Source organism: Thermomonas brevis (assembly GCF_014395425.1).
In the GTDB taxonomy this organism is placed as follows: Bacteria; Pseudomonadota; Gammaproteobacteria; order Xanthomonadales; family Xanthomonadaceae; genus Thermomonas; species Thermomonas brevis.
In genome coordinates this window covers 3,027,706-3,049,677 of record NZ_CP060711.1, presented here as the reverse complement: position 1 = coordinate 3,049,677, position 21,972 = coordinate 3,027,706, and the positions used below count along the sequence as shown (strand labels likewise).

The 21,972-nt window shown below is 69.8% G+C and carries 20 protein-coding genes; 13 read left to right on the top strand and 7 right to left on the bottom strand.

Annotated features, from left to right (window positions below):
• Position 1: 1 nt before the first annotated feature.
• From rpsP to ffh, 4 genes are all read right to left on the bottom strand, one after another.
• Positions 2–250, bottom strand: a complete 249-nt coding sequence (rpsP, locus tag H9L17_RS14130) for a 30S ribosomal protein S16 (protein WP_187570052.1) — start codon at positions 248–250, stop codon at positions 2–4.
• A 92-nt stretch (positions 251–342) separates the two neighbouring features.
• A complete protein-coding gene (locus tag H9L17_RS14125) occupies positions 343–1,719 on the bottom strand; it encodes a GGDEF domain-containing protein (RefSeq protein WP_187570051.1) in 1,377 nt (458 codons plus the stop codon).
• 24 nt (positions 1,720–1,743) lie between these two features.
• A complete protein-coding gene (locus H9L17_RS14120) occupies positions 1,744–2,013 on the bottom strand; it encodes a hypothetical protein (protein WP_187570050.1) in 270 nt (89 codons plus the stop codon).
• A gap of 75 nt (positions 2,014–2,088) precedes the next feature.
• The gene (gene ffh, locus H9L17_RS14115; RefSeq protein ID WP_187570049.1) at positions 2,089–3,456 is read right to left on the bottom strand and encodes a signal recognition particle protein; all 1,368 of its coding nucleotides are present in this window, start codon (positions 3,454–3,456) and stop codon (positions 2,089–2,091) included.
• A gap of 118 nt (positions 3,457–3,574) precedes the next feature.
• Here ffh and modA point away from each other — a divergent pair, with 118 nt between their 5' ends.
• From modA to H9L17_RS14050, 13 genes are all read left to right on the top strand, one after another.
• Positions 3,575–4,351: a molybdate ABC transporter substrate-binding protein gene (modA, locus tag H9L17_RS14110; protein ID WP_187570048.1), complete on the top strand. Its 777-nt coding sequence runs from the start codon at positions 3,575–3,577 to the stop codon at positions 4,349–4,351.
• A 158-nt stretch (positions 4,352–4,509) separates the two neighbouring features.
• Entirely contained in the window at positions 4,510–5,196 is a 687-nt protein-coding gene (gene modB, locus H9L17_RS14105) for a molybdate ABC transporter permease subunit (RefSeq protein ID WP_187570047.1), read from the top strand.
• The gene (gene modC, locus H9L17_RS14100) at positions 5,189–6,253 is read left to right on the top strand and encodes a molybdenum ABC transporter ATP-binding protein (protein WP_187570046.1); all 1,065 of its coding nucleotides are present in this window, start codon (positions 5,189–5,191) and stop codon (positions 6,251–6,253) included. Before modB ends, modC begins: the two co-directional genes overlap by 8 nt.
• A 424-nt stretch (positions 6,254–6,677) precedes the next feature.
• Positions 6,678–7,751 (top strand): tellurite resistance/C4-dicarboxylate transporter family protein, encoded by a 1,074-nt coding sequence (locus H9L17_RS14095; RefSeq protein ID WP_187570045.1) that lies wholly within the window; start codon positions 6,678–6,680, stop codon positions 7,749–7,751.
• Positions 7,752–7,827: 76 nt separating this feature from the next.
• The gene (locus H9L17_RS14090; protein WP_187570044.1) at positions 7,828–8,373 is read left to right on the top strand and encodes a molybdopterin-dependent oxidoreductase; all 546 of its coding nucleotides are present in this window, start codon (positions 7,828–7,830) and stop codon (positions 8,371–8,373) included.
• 137 nt (positions 8,374–8,510) lie between these two features.
• Positions 8,511–10,526, top strand: a complete 2,016-nt coding sequence (locus H9L17_RS14085; protein ID WP_187570043.1) for a TonB-dependent receptor plug domain-containing protein — start codon at positions 8,511–8,513, stop codon at positions 10,524–10,526.
• A gap of 63 nt (positions 10,527–10,589) precedes the next feature.
• Positions 10,590–11,633, top strand: coding sequence for a FecCD family ABC transporter permease (locus H9L17_RS14080; RefSeq protein ID WP_187570042.1), 1,044 nt, complete (start codon positions 10,590–10,592; stop codon positions 11,631–11,633).
• Positions 11,630–12,409 carry an ABC transporter ATP-binding protein gene (locus tag H9L17_RS14075; RefSeq protein ID WP_187570041.1) on the top strand — a complete coding sequence of 260 codons (780 nt, stop codon included), beginning with the start codon at positions 11,630–11,632 and terminating at the stop codon, positions 12,407–12,409. Before H9L17_RS14080 ends, H9L17_RS14075 begins: the two co-directional genes overlap by 4 nt.
• Positions 12,406–13,467: an ABC transporter substrate-binding protein gene (locus H9L17_RS14070; RefSeq protein WP_187570040.1), complete on the top strand. Its 1,062-nt coding sequence runs from the start codon at positions 12,406–12,408 to the stop codon at positions 13,465–13,467. The genes H9L17_RS14075 and H9L17_RS14070 overlap by 4 nt, the downstream gene beginning before the upstream one ends.
• Positions 13,464–14,504 carry a hypothetical protein gene (locus H9L17_RS14065; protein WP_187570039.1) on the top strand — a complete coding sequence of 347 codons (1,041 nt, stop codon included), beginning with the start codon at positions 13,464–13,466 and terminating at the stop codon, positions 14,502–14,504. The genes H9L17_RS14070 and H9L17_RS14065 overlap by 4 nt, the downstream gene beginning before the upstream one ends.
• 63 nt (positions 14,505–14,567) lie before the next feature.
• Positions 14,568–15,437, top strand: a complete 870-nt coding sequence (locus H9L17_RS14060) for a DUF364 domain-containing protein (protein ID WP_187570038.1) — start codon at positions 14,568–14,570, stop codon at positions 15,435–15,437.
• Between the two features lie 16 nt (positions 15,438–15,453).
• Positions 15,454–16,026 (top strand): DUF2478 domain-containing protein, encoded by a 573-nt coding sequence (locus H9L17_RS14055; protein WP_187570037.1) that lies wholly within the window; start codon positions 15,454–15,456, stop codon positions 16,024–16,026.
• On the top strand, positions 16,023–16,808 hold the full coding sequence (locus H9L17_RS14050) for a class I SAM-dependent methyltransferase (protein WP_187570036.1): 786 nt from the start codon (positions 16,023–16,025) through the stop codon (positions 16,806–16,808). The genes H9L17_RS14055 and H9L17_RS14050 overlap by 4 nt, the downstream gene beginning before the upstream one ends.
• Positions 16,809–16,826: 18 nt before the next feature.
• On the opposite strand, the gene H9L17_RS14045 is transcribed toward H9L17_RS14050, so the two are convergent.
• The 3 genes from H9L17_RS14045 to H9L17_RS14035 form a co-directional block, all read right to left on the bottom strand.
• Positions 16,827–17,627 carry a TOBE domain-containing protein gene (locus tag H9L17_RS14045; protein ID WP_187570035.1) on the bottom strand — a complete coding sequence of 267 codons (801 nt, stop codon included), beginning with the start codon at positions 17,625–17,627 and terminating at the stop codon, positions 16,827–16,829.
• Positions 17,628–17,781: 154 nt separating this feature from the next.
• Positions 17,782–20,235, bottom strand: a complete 2,454-nt coding sequence (locus H9L17_RS14040; RefSeq protein WP_187570034.1) for a TonB-dependent receptor domain-containing protein — start codon at positions 20,233–20,235, stop codon at positions 17,782–17,784.
• Between the two features lie 369 nt (positions 20,236–20,604).
• Positions 20,605–21,921, bottom strand: coding sequence for an MFS transporter (locus tag H9L17_RS14035; RefSeq protein ID WP_187570033.1), 1,317 nt, complete (start codon positions 21,919–21,921; stop codon positions 20,605–20,607).
• Positions 21,922–21,972: the final 51 nt, after the last annotated feature.

Below are 21,972 nucleotides of genomic sequence, written 5' to 3'. Positions count from 1 at the left end.
GTCAGGCGGCCTTGGCGGCCTGCTTGTACAGGTCGGCGACCTTGTCGGTCAGCTGGGCGCCGTTGTCGACCCAGAACTTCATGCGGTCGAGATCCAGCTCGACGCGCTTTTCCTGGCCCTGCGCGACCGGGTTGTAGAAACCGACGCGCTCGATGTTGCGGCCGTCGCGGGCGCTACGGCTGTCGGTAACGATGATGTGGTAGAAGGGGCGCTTCTTGGCGCCGCCGCGGGTGAGGCGGATCTTGACCATGGTGCTCTCTCGGTGTTGCCCAGCGGCCGGGATGGCCGGGTAAGCCGCCAAGTATAGCGGGATTCCGCATTCCGGCAAAGCCGCGCCGTCCGCTAGGCGGAGGCGCTCGGGAAATCAGGAAGCCAGTCGTCGAACGTGCAGCGGTCGCGCCCCGCCTCCTTGCTGCGGTACAGCGCCGCGTCGGCCCGGCGCAGCAGCGTTTCCGGGGTATCGCCCGGCCGCGCGACGGCGCCCCCGACGCTCACGGTCACCGGCCGCTGCACCCAGCCGTACCCCCGGAACGCGGCCACGATGCGCTGCCCCACGCGTTCCGCGCGCAATGCGTCGCTGTCCGGCAGCAGGATCGCGAATTCCTCGCCGCCGTAGCGTGCCACCAGGTCGCGCGGCCGCACCTCGGCGCGCAGCAACTGCCCGGTTTCCCGAAGGATTCCGTCCCCGACCAGGTGGCCGAACTCGTCGTTGAAACTCTTGAACCGGTCGAGATCGATCATCAGCAGCGCCACCGCCCCGCGGTCCCGCAGGATGCCGGCCAGCGCCGCATCGAACGCGCGCCGGTTGGCCAGCCCGGTCAGGCCGTCGGCGTTGGCGTCCCTGCTGAGCGCCAGCACGACGCGCCGCTGGCGCTCGCTGCGGTCCAGCAGGAAAGCTACCCACAGGATCATCGCCGCCACCACGCCGCCGTCGGTGACCGCCGCCAGCGACAGGGCCAGCGATTCGGACATGCCCAGCTGCGACTGCACCATCTTGAAGAAGAAGGTCAGCAGCACCGGCAACAGCAGCGCCGGCAGGATCAGGCGCCGCGCGAACGCCCCGCCGGGGCTGTCGGCGACGGCGATCCGGGTCAGGCCGGTGGTCGGCGCCGAGGCCATCCATCCCAGCACCAGCAGCAGCAGCGCCCCCGCGGTCATGACTGGCAGCCGGCGCAGCAGGTTGGCGCTGTCGCCGGCCAGCACCAGCCCGTAGGAAGCGCTGGCGGCCATCGCGATCACGATCACCGCGATCGCGCAGGCCTCGCGCAACCAGACCGCTCGCTTCAGCGCCACCGCCATGCCAACCGCGCCGAGCAGGACGAAGGCCAGCGCCGCCAGTTCCGTGGTCCGCCCGGACGGCCGATCCGCCCATTCCGGCAGCCGGCCTTCCAGCCAGCGCCAGCCCGGCCCGTCCATGCCGAGCGCGTACTGGAGCAGTTCGACGGCGCCGAACAACGCCAGCAGCAGCGACAGGAGGAAGCCGGCGCGCGGCCTCGTCCTGCCCAGCAGCAGCGCGGCGCCGGCGAGCAGGAAGCCCACCGCCGCGCCCGCGCGCATGCAGTCGTCCTGGCGCAGCACCCCGCGCAGCGGCTCCACACCCGAGCCCCAGGCCAATAGCATCGCCAGCGACACCAGCACCAGCAGCCAGCCGACCGCCTGCGAAAACACGATGAAACTCCGGACCACCACAGCGTTGAAACGGATTCCGTCGATCGTCACGCTGCCTCCCGGTTCGCCGATTGGTCAGCCCGTTGCCGTACACGGGCGGACGTTACCGCCTGCCCAGGTGCGAAGGGCGATATTCATCCCGCTCCAGCCATTGAGTGCGGCGACCGCCGGAATCGAATCCATCGCGGTCTTTTTGTCGAAATGCCCGGAGGCTTCCGGACGCGCCGCGCCGGAAACGAAAACGTTCTGCACGCGGACCGGCATTACCCCAAGCCAAACCAGCGAACGCCCGCCAAGGCGATGCGCCTTGCGCCGGACCGGCGGCAGGGACAGACGCTGTGCCATCGAAAGCCTCCCGTTGTCCCCAGCATATACGGGATCGCGTGAAGCGCCAGCGGCGCCGGCGGCGCCTGGGTTGGATCAGCGGAACGGCAGCCCGCCGCGCCCGCCCATCATCCCGGACAGGCCGCGCATCATGCCCTTCATGCCGCCGCGGCCCAGCTTGCCCATCATCTTTTCCATCTGCTGGTACTGCTTGAGCACGCGGTTGACGTCGGCCGGGGTCAGGCCGGCGCCGCGGGCGACGCGGGCGCGGCGCGAGCCGTTGAGCAGATCGGGATTGCGGCGCTCTTTCTTCGTCATCGAACTGATGATGGCGATCATGCGCGGCACTTCCTTGCCGGTGACCTGCTGCTTCACCGCATCGGGCAGCTGGCCGACGCCCGGCAGCTTGTCCATGAGGCCGTGCAGGCCGCCCATGTTCTGCATCTGTTCGAGCTGGTCGCGCATGTCGTTGAGGTCGAACTTCTTGCCCTTGGCGACCTTCTCGGCGAGCTTCTTGGCCTTGTCCTGGTCGACCTGCGCTTCGACCTGCTCGACCAGCGACAGCACGTCGCCCATGTCGAGGATGCGGCCGGCGGCGCGGTCGGGGTGGAACACGTCGAGGCCGTCGGGCTTTTCGCCGACGCCGACGAACTTGATCGGCTTGCCGGTGATGTAGCGCACGCTCAGGGCCGCGCCGCCGCGCGCGTCGCCGTCCGTCTTGGTCAGCACCACGCCGGTCAGCGGCAGCGCTTCGCCGAAGTGCTTGGCGGTGACGGCGGCGTCCTGGCCGGTCATCGAATCGACCACGAACAGGGTTTCGACCGGGCTCACCGCGCCGTGCAGCGCCTTGATCTCGGCCATCATGGCGTCGTCGATGCTGGTGCGGCCGGCGGTATCGACGATCAGCACGTCGGCGAAGGTCTTGCGGGCCTCGTCGATGGCGGCCTTGACGATGGCCTCGGGCTTCTGCGACGCCTCCGACGGGAAGAACACCGCGCCGACCTGCCCCGCCAGCGTCTGCAATTGCTCGATGGCGGCGGGACGATAAACGTCCGCACTGACCACCATCACTTTCTTCTTGCGCTTGTCCTTCAGATGCTTGGCGAGCTTGGCGACGGTGGTGGTCTTGCCCGCGCCCTGCAGGCCGGCCATCAGGATCACCGCCGGGGCCGGCACGTTGAGGTTGAGGTCGGACGCCTGCGCGCCCATCACCGCCGCCAGTTCGTCGCGGACGATGCGCACCAGCACCTGGCCCGGCGTCAGCGAGCGCATCACTTCCTGCCCGACCGCGCGCACCTTGATGCGCTGGATGAGCGCCTGCACCACCGGCAGCGCCACGTCGGCTTCCAGCAGGGCGATGCGCACTTCGCGCACGGCTTCGCTGATGTTGGATTCGGTCAGGCGGCCGCGGCCGCGCAGGCGCTCCATGGTGCCGGACAGGCGCTGGGTCAGGGATTCGAACACGCGGGCGTGACCTTGTAGTGAGGCGGGGAAAACGGAACCGGGAATTATAGCGGCTGCTTGATCCAGGTCGCTCCGGCACCCGGACGACCCGATAGACTGGCGCGACCTCGGGAACCGGATGATGGAGATGATGCGCAACTGGATCGTCGGTCTGCTGTTGTTGCTGGCGGGCGGGCTGCCGGCCGCGTCCGTGGCCCAGACCGCGAAACCCGCGCAGGCGCGGATCGCGGTGGCCGCCAATTTCGCCGACGCCGCGCGCAAGCTGGCGGCGGACTACACGAAGCAGAGCGGGCAGAAGATCGAGATCAGCTCGGCCTCCACCGGCAAGCTGTACGCGCAGATCGTCAACGGCGCGCCGTTCGACGCGCTGCTGTCCGCCGATGCGGACACCCCGCGCAGGCTGGCGGACGAAGGGCTGGCCGACGCCGCCACCCTGCACGATTACGCCATCGGCCGGCTGGTGCTGTGGAGCCGCGATCCGGCGCGGGTGACGGACGGCGAGGCGCTGCTGCGCAAGGGCGCGATCGACCGGCTCGCCATCGCCAACCCCGATCTCGCCCCCTACGGCGCGGCGGCGCGCGAGGCGCTGGACTACGTGCGCCGCTGGGAAGAACTGCAACCCAGGCTGGTGATGGGCGAGAACGTCGGCCAGGCCACCCAGTTCGTGGTCAGTGGCGCTGCGCCGCTGGGCCTGCTGCCGCGCTCGCTGGTGCTGGAAGCGCGCAAGACCACGCCGGGGTCGGGCTGGGAAGTACCGGCGGCATGGCATGCGCCGATCGTGCAGAGCTCCGTGCTGCTCAAGCGCGGCGCGGCCAATCCCGCTGCTCGCGGCTTCCTGAAATACCTGCAAAGCCCGGCGGCGCAGAAGCGCATCCGCGCCTTCGGCTACGACTGACGCCGCATCGCCGATATTCGTTCGTTGCCGTTCACGAATCGCAGGAGCGCACCGCAGGGACGCGATGCTTTTTCGCCGGATCATGCCGAGAGCATCGCGCCCCTGCGGTGCGCTTCCACGGAATCACGAAATCCCGGATCACGACCCGATTCAACATGATGGATGCCACGACACCCGCTTGGCTGACCGCCGTCTGGGTCACGCTGAAGCTGGCCGGCCTGACCACGCTGATCCTGCTGCTGCTCGGCATGCCGCTGGCGTGGTGGCTGGCGCGCACGCGCTCCGGCTGGCGCATTCCCATCGGCGCGGTGGTGGCGCTGCCGATGGTGCTGCCGCCGACGGTGCTGGGCTTCTACCTGCTGATCGGGCTCGCCCCGCAAGGCCCCATCGGCCAGCTCACCAACGCATTGGGGCTGGGCACGCTGGCGTTCACCTTCAACGGCCTGCTGCTGGCCTCGGTGCTGTATTCGCTGCCGTTCGTGGTGCATCCGCTGCAGGCCGGCTTCGCTGCCATCCCACCGACGGTGCTGGACGCGGCGGCGACCCTGCGCGCTTCGCCGCTGGATCGTTTCGTCAGCGTCACCCTGCCGCTGGCGCGGCCTTCGCTGGTGACGGCGGCGCTGCTCGGCTTCGCGCATACGGTGGGCGAGTTCGGCGTGGTGCTGATGGTGGGCGGCAACATCGAGGGCGAAACGCGGGTGCTGTCGGTGCTGCTCTACGACCAGGTGGAATCGATGGCCTATGCCGACGCGCACAAGCTGGCGGCGGGGCTGCTGCTGTTCTCGTTCGGCCTGTTGCTGCTGATGCAGTGGCTGGGCAGGCGCACGGCGGTGGGGCATGACTGACGGCATCCGCATCGCCCTGCGGGTGGCGCGCGGGGAGTTCCGGCTGGACGTGGACTTGGCGTTGCCGGCGCGCGGCGTCACCGCCGTGTTCGGCCCGTCGGGCAGCGGCAAGAGCACGCTGCTGCGCGCCATCGCCGGACTGGAACCGGATGCGGCGGGCGAAGTGCGCATCGGCGGCGAGGTCTGGCAGGACGCGGCGCAACGGCTGCCCGCGCACCGCCGCGCCACCGGCGTGGTGTTCCAGCACACGGCGCTGTTGCCGCACCTGAGCGTGGACGGCAACCTGCGCTACGGCTGGAAGCGCGCCGGCGCGCCGCAGGCCCTGCTGGATGGCTGGATCGAACGGTTGGCGCTGGTGCCGCTGCTGGCGCGCCGCCCCGACACGCTGTCCGGCGGCGAACGCCAACGGGTGGCGCTGGCGCGCGCGCTGGCCTGCGATCCGCGCTGGCTGCTGCTGGACGAACCGCTGAGCGCGCTGGACGGCGAGCGCCGCGCGGAAATCCTGCCGTATCTGGAAGCGGTGCGGCGCGAGGCCGGCATTCCCATCCTCCACGTCACCCACGCGATGGAAGAAGCGGCGCGGCTCGCCGATCACCTGGTCTTGATGGACGCCGGCAAGGTGGTCGCCGCCGGCCCCGCGCTCGACGTACTCAACCGCGCCGATTTGCCGCTGGCGCTGCGCGAGGATGCCGGCGTGGTGCTGGAAGCACGGGTCGAGGCGCGCGACGCGCACGGCCTGCTGACCTTGCACACCGCCGCCGGCGCACTGCATGCGCACGGCCCCGCGCACGCGCCGGGGACGCCGCTGCGGCTGCGGGTGCAGGCGCGCGACGTCAGCCTGGCGCTGCATCGCCACGACGATTCCAGCCTGCTGAATCTCTTGCCCGCCACCCTGCTCGGCCTCGACCCGCTGCCCGGCGGGCAGGTGCAGGCGCGGCTGGATGCCACCGGCGCGCCGCTGCTGGCGCGCATCTCGCACCGTTCGGTGGAGCGGCTGGAGCTGCGGCCCGGCATGGCGCTGTGGGCGCAGGTGAAGGCGGTCGCCCTGCTGGTGTGAAGCTTTTCCTTCCCCCTCCGGAGTGAGGGCGTGTTGCCTACGTGCCATTGACGCGCACACGACCGAACGCCCTGCGCGTTGCGCGGTGTCGGGGCGCGGAGCGAGGTGCCCGCAGGGCGGATGAAGGTTCGGCGAGCCGGAGGAACTGCATGGCGCCGCCGAATCCTCACCCCGACCCCGCTCCCGGCGGGAGAGGGGCTTCAAAGCGGTCAGGCGAAAAGGCCACGCACACCCGAAAAGGCCGGAGAGTCCCACAGAGGAAAATAGCCGCGAGCGCAATCCAGCTGCCTTCCAGCATCCGGATTCGCCGATGCTGCCCCGCTTGATCCCGGTCAAACGCCGCACGCACCCCCGCCTTTAGGCTCGCCCCATCGCCTCCCCACGGCGTTGCATCTCCGCGTCCGGCTTCCACGGGAGAACCGCCATGCCCACCCTGCTCCAGCGCATCCGCGCCCCGGTGGAAACGATGTCGCCCGGCTACTTCAGCATGGTAATGGCCACCGGCATCCTGTCGCTGGCCGCGCACCTGCTCGGCATACCGATGCTGCCGGAGGCGCTGCTGGCGCTGAACTGGTGCCTGTTCGTGGTCATCGGCGCATTGGCGCTGTTGCGGCTCTACTGGCATCCGCGCGCCGTGCTCGGCGACCTGTTCGATCACCTCAACGCACCCGGCTTCTTCACCTTCGTTGCCGCCTGCTCGATCCTCGGCAGCCAGAGCGTCCTGATCGGCGGCAGCCTGCGCACCGCCATCGCGCTGGGCGTCGCCGGCCTGCTGGGGTGGATCGGCTTCACCTACGCGATCTTCACCGTGCTCACGGTCAAGCGCGACAAGCCCGGCCTGGATCGCGGCATCAACGGCGGCTGGCTGCTGGCGGTGGTCGCCACCCAGTCGATGGCGGTGCTGGCCGCGCTGCTCGCGCCGGAAGCGCCGCAGCCGCTGCGCATGGAGCTGAACTTCTTCGCCCTGTCGATGTGGCTGTGGGGCGGCATGCTCTACATCTGGATGATGTCCCTGATCTTCTACCGCTACACCTTCTTCGCGTTCTCGCCGGCCGACCTGTCGCCGCCGTACTGGATCAACATGGGCGCGATGGCCATTTCGACGCTGGCCGGCTCGCTGCTGATCCTCAACGCGCCGCACGCGCCGTTCCTGCATTCGATGCTGCCCTTCCTCAAGGGCTTCACGGTGTTCTACTGGGCCACCGGGACGTGGTGGATTCCGATGCTCGCGGTGCTGGCGGTGTGGCGGCACGGCATCCGCCGTTTTCCGTTCGCCTACGACCCGATGTACTGGGGCGCGGTGTTCCCGCTCGGCATGTACGCCGCCAGCACGCTGCGGATGATGGAAGCGCTGCAACTGCCCTTCCTCGGGCGGCTGCCGCACGCGGCGTTCGCCGTCGGCATGGCGGCGTGGACGCTGCTGTTCGTCGGCCAGCTGCGCGCGCTGCGCCGGCACTGGCGCGCCGTCCCGGAGACGCACGACTTTCCGCAGGCTTGATCCCGATCAAAATCCGGGGCGCCCGGCATCGCTATGCTGTCCGCTATATAGCCGAATACACATCGAAGGAACCGCCATGAAATTCCACGCATTCCTGCTCGCCCTGCTGTTGGCCCCCGCCGTCTCGGCGGCGCCCGCCACGCCCGCCACGCCCGCCGCGCACCCGGCGACCGGCACGCCCAGCCATTCCGTCCGCATCACCGGCGCGGTCAAGGCGCCGGCCGAGTTCGACGTGGCCGCGCTCAAGAAGCTGCTGCCGCGCAACAGCGGCCCGGTGGACGTGGTCTGCGCCTCCGGAGCCGTGGTCGGCAAGGTGCAGAACTTCCGCGGCGTGCGTCTGACCGACGTGCTCGACCGCGTCGGCATCGACCTGAAGGAGCACAAGGACGACCGCCGCATGGTGATCGTGGCGCGCGCCACCGACGGCTACGTGGTCACCTTCTCGTGGAGCGAGCTGTACAACACGCCGATCGGCAAGGACGTGCTGGTCGCCTGGGAGAAGGACGGCAAGCCGCTGGACGCGCATGAAGGCCAGCTGCTGCTGATCTCCGGCCAGGACATCAAGACCGGCCCGCGCCACGTGCGTTGGCTGAGCAACATCGAAGTCGTCCGCATGAAGTGACGTTCCCTGCGGCGGGCGGTGCATCCGTCCGCCGCCGGCCAGCCACGACACAACGCCCCGTCCTCCCGAACGCGCGGAGGACGGCAACGGCGCGTCGTGCCTGCAACTCCCCTTTCCCCACCATCGAGTCCCCCACCATGCAACCCGCACGCACACGCCTGCCGCGCCACGCGCTGTCCACCGCCCTGCTGCTCGGCCTCGCCTGCCTCGCCACCGCCCACGCCGAAGACGCTGACAAGACCGGCAAACCCTTCGAACTCGGCCGCGTGGTGGTGCAGGGCCAGAAAACCGCGCCGCCGCCGACCGGCGAATCCGCCATCACCCGCGAACAGCTCGATGCGCTCAACCGCGAAACCGTCGGCGAAGCCGTCGCCATTGCCCCCGGCGTGGCGCTGTCCAACAACAGCCGCAACGAATCGCTGGTGTATGTGCGCGGCTTCGATCCGCGCCAGGTGCCGGTGTTCCTCGACGGCATCCCGCAGTACGTCCCCTACGATGGCTACATCGACTTCGGCCGCTTCACCACCTTCGACCTCGGCGAGATCCGCATCGCCAAGGGCGCGGCCTCGCTGCTGTACGGCCCCAATACGCTGGGCGGCGCGATCAACCTGGTCTCGCGCAAGCCCACCCAGCCGCTGGAAGGCGACGTGCGCCTCGGCGTGGGCAGCGGCGGCGAGCGCAAGGCGGCGGCCAATCTCGGCATGCGCCGGGGCGACTGGTATCTGCAAGCGGGCTGGTCGTGGCTGGATGCCGACAGCTTCCCGCTGCCGGATGGTTTCAAGGACTACAAGGTCAAACCGACCGATACCGGCGACGAACGCGAAAACGCCTACCGCAGCGACCGCCGCGCCTCGATCAAGATCGGCTATGCGCCCAGCGAGCGCAGCGAATTCGCCATCGGCTACGTGAAGCAGGACGGCGAGAAGGGCAATCCGGTCTATGCCGGCCGCGCCAGCAGCGGCATCCGCTACTGGCGCTGGCCGTGGTGGGACAAGGAAAGCCTGTACTTCATCGGCAACATTGGCCTTGGCGAGAGCAGCGGCCTGAAGCTGCGCGCGTACGAAGACCGCTATGGCAACGGGTTGGAAGCCTATGCCGACGGCACCTACGCCACCCAACTTCTCAACACCAGCTTCCCCAGCGTCTATACCGACAAGACGCGCGGCGTCAGCGTCGAACTGTCCACGCAGGCGATCGCCAACCACGACCTGCACCTGGCGCTGCACTACAAGGACGACCGCCACCAGGACACCAATCCGAAGTCGCCGACCAAGGACTACCGCGACGTCACCACCTCGCTGGCGCTGGAAGACACCATCACGCTGGGCGGCGACTACACCCTGCGGCTGGGCGCGAGCCACGAGCAGCGCGACGCGAAAGAGGTCTATTACTGGCCGACCGGCAAGACCAGCGCCAACAACGCGCTGATCGAATTGCAGCGCGACCTCGGCGATCACGGCCAGTTGTTCGCCAGCGTCTCGCACAAGACCCGCTTCCCCACCATCAAGGATCGCTACTCCGCGCGCATGGGCGCGGCCCTGCCCAATCCCGACCTGAAGCCGGAAACCGCGCGTCACTTCGAGCTGGGCTGGCGCGGGCAGCCGTGGAGCGGCGCGCAGGTGGAAACGTCGCTGTTCCAGAGCCGCATCGACGATCTGATTCAGGACGCCATCGTCGCCTCCAACCAGTGCGGCAGCACCGTCTGCAATCAGGCGCAGAACATCGGCAAGGCGCGCAACCGCGGCGTTGAACTGTCGCTGCAACAGCGCTTCGCCGAACGCGGCGAAGTGGGCGCGGCCTATACGTGGATGGATCGCGACAACCTCGGCAATCCCGCCGTGCTGCTGACCAACAGCCCGCGCCAGCGCCTATTCGCGCATGTGCAGTGGACGTTCTCGCCGCAGTGGAAGGCGCTGGTGACGGCGGAAGCGGAGCAAGGCCGCATCGTCACCTACGCCGGCCCCGGCAACCAGGGCGGCTTCCTGCGCCTGGACGGCTACGCCAGCTTCGGCGCGAAGCTGGTGTGGTCGCCGCTGGACGGCCTCGACATCGAAGCCGGCGGGCGCAACCTCGGCGACAAGTGGTACGAACTGGCCGAGGGCTATCCGATGCCGGGCCGCACGTGGTTCGCCAACGTCAGCTACCGGTTCTAGCCGGCGCACGACGACAAGCGCCGCCGCCATGCCCATGCGCACCTCGCCCACCGGAATGCCTACATGAGCGCCGTGGGCGTGGTGTCGCCATCGGCGGCCGGGGCGCTGCGGGCGCGCACGGTCATCGCGCTGCTGCTCGTGCTGGTGGCAGTTGCGGCGGTCGTGTCGATGGGGCTGGGCAGCTATCCGCTGTCGCCGTGGGCGGTGCTGGAAACGCTGTGGTCGATGGCGACCGGCGCGCCATCGGCGCAGCCGCCGATGGCCGCGCACGTGCTGCTGTCGGTGCGGCTGCCGCGGGTGCTGGCGGCGATGCTGGTCGGTGCCAACCTGGCGGCGGCCGGCGCGGCCTACCAGACGCTGTTCCGCAATCCGCTGGCGTCGCCGGGCATCCTCGGCGTGTCCTCCGGCGCAGGCTTCGGCGCGGCGCTGGCGATCCTGCTGGGCGGCGGCGCGCTGGCGCTGCAAGGCGCGGCCTTCGCCGGCGGGGTGCTGGCGGTGGCCGCGGCGATCTTCGTCTCCGGCCATCTCGGCCGGCATTCGACGCTGGTGCTGGTGCTGGCCGGGCTGGTGGTGTCGGCGCTGTTCCAGGCGCTGACTTCGGCATTGAAATATCTGGCCGATCCGCTCGACACCCTGCCGGCGATCGTGTTCTGGCTGCTCGGCAGCCTGACCCGCGTCACCCTGCCCGATCTCGGCTTCGCGCTGCCGTTCTCGCTGCTGGGGATGGCCGCGCTGTTCCTGCTGCGCTGGCCGACGCAGGTGCTGGAAGCCGGCGACGACGAGGCGGCCACGCTCGGCGTGCCGGTGCGCCGGCTGCGGCTGATGCTGATCGCGGCGGCCACGCTGATGACCGCCGCGGCGGTGAGCATCTCCGGCGTGATCGGCTGGATCGGCCTGCTGGTGCCGCATCTGGCGCGGCTGCTGGTCGGGCCGGCCTATGCGCGGCTGCTGCCGGCCTCGGCGCTGCTGGGCGCGCTGTTCCTGCTCCTGGTCGATGACCTGTGCCGCGCCGCGTTCGCCGCCGAACTGCCGCTGGGCGTGGTGACGGCGATCCTCGGCGCGCCGGTGTTCGTGTTGCTGCTGGCCAGGACGAGGCAACGCGCATGATCCTGCACGCCGAGCAGTTGGTGTATCGCCACGCGCCCGGCGCACCACCGGTGCTGGACGACGTCAGCCTGGCGCTGGATGCCGGCGAGATCCTGTGCCTGCTCGGCCCCAACGGCACCGGCAAGACCACCCTGCTGCGCTGCCTGATCGGCAGCCTGCAGCCCGAAAGCGGCAGCATCCGCATCGACGGCGAGCGCGACGTGCCGGCGCGGCGGCGAGCGCTCACGCTGGCCTACGTGCCGCAGGCCGGCGTCGGCGGCAGCCTGAGCCTGCTCGACGTCGCGCTGATGGGCCGCACCCCGCATCTGCGCCCGCTGGCGATGCCCGGCGCGCGCGACCGTCGATTGGCATTGGAGGCGCTGGAACGGGTCGGCATCGCCCATCTGGCGCAGCGTCCGTTCGACCGCGTCAGCGGCGGCGAGCGGCAACTGGCGCTGATCGCGCGCGCGCTGGCGCAGCAGCCGCGGCTGTTCCTGATGGACGAGCCCACCGCCAGCCTCGACCTCGGCAACCAGGCGCGGGTGCTGTCCACCCTGCGCGCGCTGGCCGACGACGGGCTGGCGCTGCTGGTGACCAGCCACCAGCCCGACCACGCGCTGCTGCTGGACGCGCGGGTGGCGGCGCTGCGCGACGGCCGCATCCATACCGCCGGCCACGCCACCGAGGTGCTGCAAGCGCACACCCTGTCGGCGCTGTACGACACCCCCATCGACGTGCTGGCGCGCAACGGCGCGCCGGCCGCCTGCGTGCCGCGCTTGAGGAGCCAAGCCCGATGAAGATGCCCCGTTTCCCGCACTCCTTGTGGCTGCTGCTGTGCCTGCTCCTGTTGCTGCCGGCGCAAGCGGCGGCGCGGATCGTGCGCGACATGTCCGGCGCGCCGGTGGAGGTGCCGGCGCGGATCGAACGAGTGGTCACGCTGGGCGCGACGCCGGTGCTCAACAGCCTGGTGTTCACGGTCGGCGGCGGCCGCCGCATCATCAACGGCCTGCCCGAATTCGCCATGCAGCCGCGCTGGGGCTACCAGTACCTGTTCGCGCCGCATCTGGCCGGGAAACCCTCGCTGGCCAACGTCGATCGCACGGCCAATCTGGAAGCGCTGCTGGCCGCTGCGCCCGATCTGATCCTGACGATGGATCGCAGTTCGGCACAGACGCTGCGGCGAGTCGGGCTGCCGGCGTTCCAGTTGTCCTGGGCCGAACCCGGCGACGTCAAGACCGCGATCGCGCTGCTCGGCGAACTGTTCGACAACCCGGCGGCGGCGCAACGCTATGCCGCGCGCTTCGACGGTACGATCGGCGAGGTCGAACGCCTGCTGCGTCAGGCGCAGCCGCCGCGCCCGCGCGTGCTGTACTTCGGCCCGCGCACGCTGAGCCGGCCGCACCCGATCGCCGACTGGTGGATTCAGGCCGCCGGCGGCATCAGCGTCACCGCCGGCCTGCCCGGCAACGGCGCGTTCAATCTGGAACAGCTGCTGGCTTGGGATCCGGACATCCTGATCGTGTCCAACCCCGACGAAGCGGCCAGCGTGCTGGCCGACCCGCGCTTCGCCCCGCTCAAGGCGGTGCGTGCGCGGCGCGTGCTGGTGACGCCCTGCGGCGCGCACCTCTGGGGCAACCGCACCGCCGAGCAGCCGCTGACGGTGCTGTGGGCGGCCAAGCAGTTCCACCCGCAGGCGTTCGCCGGCATCGACCTGGTCGAACGCACCCAGTCCTTCTATCGCGACCTGTTCGGCGCGCGGCTGTCGCGCGCGCAGGTGGCGGAAATCCTGGCGGGCGGCCCAAAACGCCGCGACGCCGGCACGTCTTCTCCATCCCTGCAAGGACATTCGCCATGAGCATCGCCGCACTGCCTACCGACATCGCCGCGCTGACGCCGCCGCCCGCGGCCGCCGCCATCACCGGCGTCATCGACGGCTACAAGCACTACCAGGCGCTGCGCGCCGGCTACCGCAGCGGCCTGTTCGACTGGCTGCAGGCGCAGCCCGACGGCGTCGAGCGCTCGGCCATCGCCGAGGCGCTGGATCTGCGCGGCGCGCATCTGGGCGCGTTCCTGCAGTCGCTGCAGGATCTTGGCCTGCTGGAACGCGAAGGCGCGCGCTACCGGCTGGCCGCCGACGCGGCACCCGTGCTGTGTACCGACAGCGCATGGTGCCGCGCCGGCGCGCTGGCCGATCTGGAGGACGCCGGCAACGGCTGGAGCGACCTGCAGCGCTTCCTGCGGCAGGACTGGACGCAGTCCGCGCTGGCGGTCACGCCGCCGGCGCATGCGCCGTTCCTGGGCGAGGTGCGCCGCCTGCTCGACGCGCTGGCCGGCCGGGACGCCTCGCGGCAGGCGCTGGCGCGGGCGCGCACGCTGCTGTGCTTCGACGGCAGCGGCGGCCTGCTGGCGGCGGCGATCGGCCAGCGGTTCCCGCAGTTGGAAATCACCGTCGTCGTTCCGCCGGCGCAGTTCGCCAACGCGGCGGTGCGGCTGCGCGACCTCGCGTTCCTGGAAGGCCGCCCGCACGCGCTCCACGCCGGCACGCCGCTGGAGCCGCCGATGGGCGAACCCTGCGACTACGCCATCGTCTTCCACGCGCTGTACCCGGTGCGCAAATCCACCGACGCGGCGCTGGCACAGGTCGCCGAGCGCCTCGCCTCCGGCGGCGAGGTCTGCCTCGCCCACTGGTTCTGCCTGGAAGCCTGCGAGACCGCACCCGGCGGCCTGCGCGACCTCGACAAGGCGGTGCTGACCGACAGCCACCCGCTGTGCGGCATCGAACGCTTCGGCCAGCGGCTGGAACAGGCCGGCCTGACCTTCGCCGACCGTCAGGACGCCAGCGGCGAATACGGCAACACCAAGCTGCACTTCGCCCGCAAACCCGCCGCCTGATGCGCGCGCAGCCGTCGCGCGCCGCTTGCCGGCGCGCAGCGGCCCGGACTGGAGACACTTCCGATGAACGCCGTTCCCCCCCTTCCCGATTCCCCTGCGCCCACGCTGCTGCGTGAACTGCACGACACCGTGCTGCAGCGCCTCGGCGACGACGCCCACAGCCTGCACATCGAACGCGCCGTGCTCGGCATCTTCTTCACCGGCGTCAAGCTGGACAACGGCGCGGGCGGCCTGTGCGCCACCCCGGTCAAGAGCGTGCCCGAGGCGGTCTGCTGCCCCAGCTCGGCGCGGGCGATGCCGGTGCCCGGCAAGATTCGCGGCCGCTTGGCGACGCAGTTGCTAGACGATCTGTATCGCCCGCAAGACCTGCGCCGCGCGCTGGCAATTGCCGTGCTCAACGCGCTGGTGGAAACGCTGTGGCAGCGCGACGGCGCGCCGGCCTCCGCGCTCGACGGCGATGGCGACGCCTTCGACGCGATCGGCCTGCAGCCGGGCGAACAGGTCGCGCTGGTCGGCGCGTTCCCGCCCTATATGCGCTTCCTGCGCAAGCACGGCCAGCCCTTCCACGTGCTGGAGATGGATCCCAGCACGCTCAAGCCCGACGAACTGCCGTACTACCAGCCCGCCGACCGCGCGCCGCAGGTGGTGCCGCAGGCCGACGTGCTGGTGACCACCGGCACCACCCTGCTCAACGGCAGTCTGGACGGATTGCTCAAGCTGCTGCGCCCCGGCGCGCGCGCGGCGGTGATCGGCCCGACCGCCACGCTGATTCCGGAACCCTACGCGCGGCGCGGCGTCGCCATCGTCGGCGGCACCCGCGTGCTCGCCATCGACGAGCTGCTGGAATTGCTGGCCGAGGGCGGCTCGGGCTACCACTTCTTCGGCAAGACCGTGCAGCGCGTCACCCTGCGCCTGCCGACCCGCGCCGCCTGACCACGCCGGGGCCACCATGTCCGCTTCCCTCCGAATCGTCCCGCCCTCGCCGCCGATGGCCGCCGTCATCCACGACGACGGCGAGGACACCGACGCCCTGCTGATCCGCTTCGCCACCGACCTGCGCGCGACGGGCTGGCGGGTGCGTGGGCTGGTACAGCCGCCGCGCGCGCCCGGTCAGGAAAAACAGATGCTGCTGCTGGATCTGGACGATGCCGACGCGCGCTACGACATCTCCCAGCCGCTCGGCCCCGGCGCCTGCGGCTGCAGCCTCGACCCGGCCGGCGTAGCCGCCGCCAGCGCGGTGCTGCGGCGGGCGCTGGCCGAAGGCGCGGACTTGGTGCTGGCCAACCGCTTCGGCACGCTGGAAGCATCCGGCCGCGGACTGGCGGCGGAGATGCTGGCGCTGATGGCCGAGCCGGTGCCGCTGCTGATCGTGCTCAACCCGCGCTACTTGGAAGCGTGGCGCGACTTCACCGGCGGCATCGGCGCGGAACTGCCGCCGCGCATCGAAGCGCTGCAGGCGTGGTTCGCCGGATTGGCCCGCCCGGAAATCGAACGGCCGCCCTGCCCGGCGTGCGCCGCATGACTCTCGCCGGCATCGACTTCGCCCGCCTCTACCGCGAGCACATGGCCGCCGCCGGACGCACGCCGATGCGCGCGGACGACTGGGACGCGCGCGCCGCGCAGGCGGGCAAGCGCCTGACCCACGGCGGCTACGCCGACGCCTTCATCGCCCGGATGGATCTGACCGACTGCGACAGCCTGCTCGACGTCGGCTGCGGCAACGGCGCGCTGTGCCTGCCGCTGGCGGCGCGGCTGCGCCGGATCGTCGCGCTGGACTACAGCCCGGCGATGCTGGACGCGCTGCGCGCCGATGCGCACGCACAGGGCGCGGACAACATCGACGCCCGCCTGTGCGCCTGGGAAGACGACTGGAGCGCGATCCCGGCCTGCGACATCGCCATCGCCTCGCGCTCGATGCACGTGGCGGACATGGCCGACGCGCTCGCCAAGCTGCATGCGAAGGCGCGCAGGCGCGTCTACCTGACCCACCGCACCGGCGGCTACGGTGTTCCCTTGGACATCGTGCAGGCGCTGGAACACCGGCGTCCGCCGCCGCCGGATCACCTCTACGTCCTCAACCTCCTGCACGGCATGGGCCTCCAGCCGCGCGTGGACTATCTGGACGGCGGCGGCGCGGCACTCGTCACTGAGTTCGACGACCTGCTGCGGCGAACGGTGCGTGCGCTGGGCCCGCTGGATGCCGACCAACAGGCACGACTGCGGCGCTGGCACGAGCGCCAGCCACCGCTGCGGATGCTGCCGCGGCGCTGGGCCTTCATCCGCTGGGAAACGGCGCGGGACTGATGCCGCGCGGCGGATCGGTCAGACCGCAACCGCCAGGATCACGTGCGAGGATTTGATCAGCGCCAGCATCGGCATGCCTGCATGGATACCGAGTTCCTTGACGCTTTCGTTGGTGACGGTGGCGACCATCCGCCGCCCGCCGCCCAGCTGCAGTTCCACCTCGGCGTTGACCGCGCCTTCCTGACAGGACAGCACCGTGCCGGCCAGTGCATTGCGCGCGCTGGTGCGCACGCCCGGCTCGCCCAGCACCACGAACGAGGATTTGACCAGCGCGATCGCGCTGCCGCCTTCGCGCAGGCCGAGGTCATCGACGCTGCGGTTGGTGATGATGGCGACCAGTCGGTCGCCGCCGTCGAGATCGAGGATCACCTCGCTGTTCACCGCGCCGCGCTGGATGGCCTGCACGGTGCCTTCGTACTGATTGCGCGCACTGGTTCTGAGCATGAGATTTCCCAGCCTCTTGAGCAGTTGGTCGAGGTTGCCGGCGCTGGCAGATTCGCCCTGCCCCGCCAGCAGCCGCTGTTGCAGCGCGGTCAGCGCCTGATGGAAGGCCAGCACGCGCCGGCCCATCTCGGTCAGGCGCGCGCCGCCACCGCCGCTGCCGCCGGTTTCCGCGCTGACCAGCGGTTCGCCAACGAATACATTGAGCGCGGCGATGGCATCCCATGCCCCTTTGTAGCTCATGCCGACCGCGCGCGCGGCCGCGCTGATCGAACCGTGCGCATCCAGCGCATGCAGCAGTTTCGCCCGCTGCGGGGTCAGGCTGGTGCCCGCGCCGCGCAGGTCGATCAAGGGTTCGAGGACGGCGGCATCGGCCATGCGATCTGTGCGGGATGGAAGGCATTTCAGCTTACATCACGCATGCCTTCCACCCGCGGCGGAAAGGACGATGCCGGCGCCGGCACCGTCCCTTCGGCTGCCTGCAACGACGCGACGGCAGCCCGGCATCCACGGGCCGCCGCCGTTCGCCGGATCAGAAACGATAGACCAGCGACGTCCACAGACTGCGGCGCTGATCCTTGACTAGGTAGTCATCGACGCAGCTGTAGGCGTTTTGCGCCACCGTCAGCTCGCAGGTCTGGCTGGTGTAGTCCTGATCCAGCAGGTTGTTGATCCGCGCGCTGAAGCTGAGCCGGTCGGTGATGCGCCAGTTGCCGCCCAGATGCAGCAGGGTGTGGTCGGCGTAGTACAGGTGCTCGCCGGTGGTGGCGCTGACGCCGCGATAGCGGTGGTAGCGGCCCTCGGCGGTCAGCGACAGACTGATGCGCTCGCTGGCCTTCCATTCCAGGCTGGCGTTGGCCATGTGGCGGGCGGGTGTCGAGGTCGAGGACGTCACCAGTCCGGCGATCGGCAACCCCTTCGACGCGCCGGTCTTGTTCTCCGACACGGTGTAGGTGTAGTTGCCACGCAGCGACCAACGCGCGGACGGCTGCCACTGCGCCGCCAGCTCGACGCCGTGCGACTGCGCCCGATCCACGTTCACGTCCTGATTGAAGATCAGGAAACCGAGATCGGCCCAGCCCGCGCCGATCTCCACGCAGTGCTCGCCAGGCGCGGCGATCTCGCAGTTGCGCACGGTGTCGGCGGTGGCGATCTTGTCCTTGAAGCGGTTGAGGAACACCGTGGCGTTGGCGTTGAAGCCATCCTGATTGTCGTAATAGGCGGCCAGCTCGAAGTTGGTGCTGGTCTCCGGCGTCAGCTGCGGATTGCCCACCACCGGCGTGTCACCCTGTCCCCAGAAGCCGTTGATGCCCTCGAACAACTGGTTGGGCTTGGGCGTCTTGTAACCGGTGCTGACGCCGCCCTTCAGCGTCCAGCGCTCGCCGGGATTCCACACCAGGTAGCCGCGCGGGCTCAGGTGCTGGCCGAACATGTTGTGGTGGTCGTAGCGCAGCCCGTAGGTGAAGGTCAGGCCATCGACCAATTGCCAATTGTCCTCGGCGAACACCGCCCATTGCCGGTGCGGCTGGTAGGTGCCGGCGACGAAGCCGTCGCCGTACATGCCGAACACGCTGTCCTCCATCTGCGCGTCCTGGTACTGCCCGCCGACGGCGAGCTTGTGGTCGCCGATCTGCATGTCCAGCATCGTGTCCAGCACCCACGAACGGATCTCCAGCGTGCGCAGCGGTCGCGGCAGGAACGCTTCCAGCTGCGCGCGCTGCGCCGGGGTGAGCTTGTCCATCTTCGCGCCGGCGCAATACGGCGCGGCGCCGCCGGCCACGCAGGCCGCGTTCCACAGGTCCTGCAGCACCAGCCGCTCGTCCACCATCAGCGGCATGGTGCGACCGAGGTTGCGGTTGGTGTTGTGCATCAGGCTGGTGGTGGTGGTGCCGAACGACCAGCGCCCGATGTGGGTGAGCGCCAGCTGGTCGCGCTCGTAGCGCTGCTTGGTGGCATAGCCGCCGCGCGGCATCACGGTGCGGCGGGTGATGGTCTTGGGATTGGCGGAACTCTCCGGCTTCGCGGGGTCGTAGGCCGGGTTGGGAATCGTGTTGTTGCCCACCCGCCACAGGCTGGCCAGGGTGTCCTGGGTGCCGGAATTGTCGTAGTCCTGCTTGGAGGTGTCGTAGTCGAGCAGGAAGTCGTGGTCGACGTTGGGCGTGAACGACAGCCGCAGGCCCGCGTTCCAATTGGTCGCCGCCGCGCTGGAACGGCCTTCGCTGATCGTGCGATCCCAGACGCTGCCGGCCGGATTCGGCGGCGACGGCAACGGCAGCGCCGGCAGCTTGCGGCTGGCCGCGTCGCGGTCGTAGCCGCCCGCGCGCAGGGTCAGCCCCAGCCGATCCTTGAGCAGCGGCCCGGTCAGGTACAGGTCGAGCTTGTCGTTGTCGCCGAAGCGGTCTTCCTGCTGGAAGGTGTGCGAATACGCTACCGAGCCGCTCCAGGCGTCGAACGACTTGCGGGTGATGATGTTGATCACGCCGCCCATCGCGTCAGAGCCGTACAGCGTGGACATCGGCCCGCGCACCACTTCGACCCGCTCGATCGCGTCCACCGGCGGTATGAAGCCGGACTGGCCGCTGCCGTAGTAGTTCGGATAGATGTCGCCGATGTTGCTCTGCCGGCGTCCGTCCACCAGCACCAGCGTGTAGTCGGCCGGCATCCCGCGCATGCTGACGTAGCCCATGCCGTTCTTGTCGTTGCTGCCCTCCATATCGACATCGACGCCTTCGATGTCGCGCAGGATGTCGGTCAGGCTGGCATAGGGACGCTGCGCGATTTCCTCGCTGGTGACGATGGAAATGCTGGCCGGCGCGGCGGTCAACTTCTGCTCGAAGCGCGAGGCGGTGACCACCACCGCGTCGAGGGTCTTGGCCTTGCCGTCGTCGGCGGCGCGCGCCGGCATGGTCGCGGCCAGCACGATGCCCAGCGCCGACGCAAGCGCGGCGATCCGGGGAAGAGGCAGGGGGTGAAGTCGATTGCTCATGGCGTGGAACTCTCTCTGGCTTGGAAAAAAAGGACGCAGGTGTCCAGCCCGCCCGTCGCAGGGACGGCGGGACATGTGCGCGAAGGCAGTGGTGGTCGGGGGCGGCTAGGTCAGCGCGCAGCGGCGGCGAAGCGGGCCCGGCACGGCCTGCGCGCCGCGGACTCGCTTCGATATGCACTCATGTATATAGCGATTTCCATCAGTCATCGGGCGCTCTCACGCCCGCGGATTCAGGTCATAGGGAAAGGAAGCGGCGCTTGGCCCTGGCGACGGCGACGACGGCAATCGTCGAGGCCACGGAACGCAGCCTCGTCGTCCGGGTGCGGCAGCCGCGCTTGCGCGGCTGCCGGGTCGAAGTGGTCTTCCGGCTCATCCGCGCACAGCCTGCGCGTCGATGATTTCCGGCAGGTCGGTTTCGCGGTCGATCTGCGGGAAGCGGCGGCGCTCCATGCGGCGGATGGCGAAGTGCATCCACGCCAGCGCGCTGGCCACGACCACGAACAGCAGCATGAAGCAGCTCGTCCACACACCGGTCAGGTCGTTGAGCGCGCCGAAGGCGATCGGCAGCAGGAAGCCGCCCAGCCCGCCGATCATGCCGACCACGCCGCCCACCGAGCCCACGTACTGCGGGTAATAGACCGGGATGTGCTTGTACACCGCCGCCTTGCCCAGCGACATGAAGAAGCCCAGCACGAACACCAGCACGGTGAACGGCACGATGCCGATGGCGAGGTGGAACACGATGTCGCCATTGATGCCCGCCACGATGTAGCGCGTGTCCGGGTAGGCCAGCAGGAAGCAGCAGACCACCGAGACGCCGAACGTCCAGTACATCACCCGGCGCGCGCCCCACTTGTCCGACAGCCAGCCGCCGACCACGCGGAACAGGCTGGCCGGGATCGAATAGCAGGCGGCCAGCACGCCGGCGGTCTTCACGTCCATGCCGTAGGCGCCGATCAGGTAGCGCGGCAGCCACAGCGCCAGCGCGACGAAGCCGCCGAACACGAAGAAGTAGTACAGCGCGAAGCGCCACACCTGCAGGTTCTTCAGCGGCGCCATCTGCTCGCGGAACGGCATCGGCTTGACCCCGGCCTTGCGGCGCTGCTCCAGCGACGGGTCTTCCTGCGAGAGCAGGAAATACAGCACCGCCACCACCGCCAGCCCCACTGCCCAGACCTTGGCAACCATCGTCCAGCCGGCAGCCACCATCACCATCGGCGCGAGCAGCTTGGTGACGGCGGAACCGATATTGCCCGCGCCGAAGATGCCCAGCGCGGTGCCCTGCTTCTCCGGCGGATACCACTTCGACACGTAGGCCACGCCGACCGAGAACGAACTGCCGGCGATGCCCACGCCCAGCGCCGCCAGCAGGAACTGCGGATAGGTGTGCGCATGCGTCAGCAGCCACGTCGCGCCCGCGCCGGCCAGCATCACCCCGGTCAGCACCTTGCGCCCGCCGATCTGATCGGCCCAGACGCCGAGGAAGATGCGCAGCAGCGAGCCGCTCAAGACCGGCGTCGCGATCAGCAACCCGAACTCGGTGTCATTGAGCGAAAGCTGCTGCTTGATCTGGATGCCGATGATCGAAAAGATCATCCACACCGCGAAGCAGGTGGTGAAGGCGAAGGTACTGAGCCATAGCGCCCGCTGCTGGCGGGCCGGGCTGATGTGTGAAATGTCCTGCATGGACGTGCTTCCAGTCTTGGGAAACCTGTGGCCGTCGGCGCGCCCGCTCGG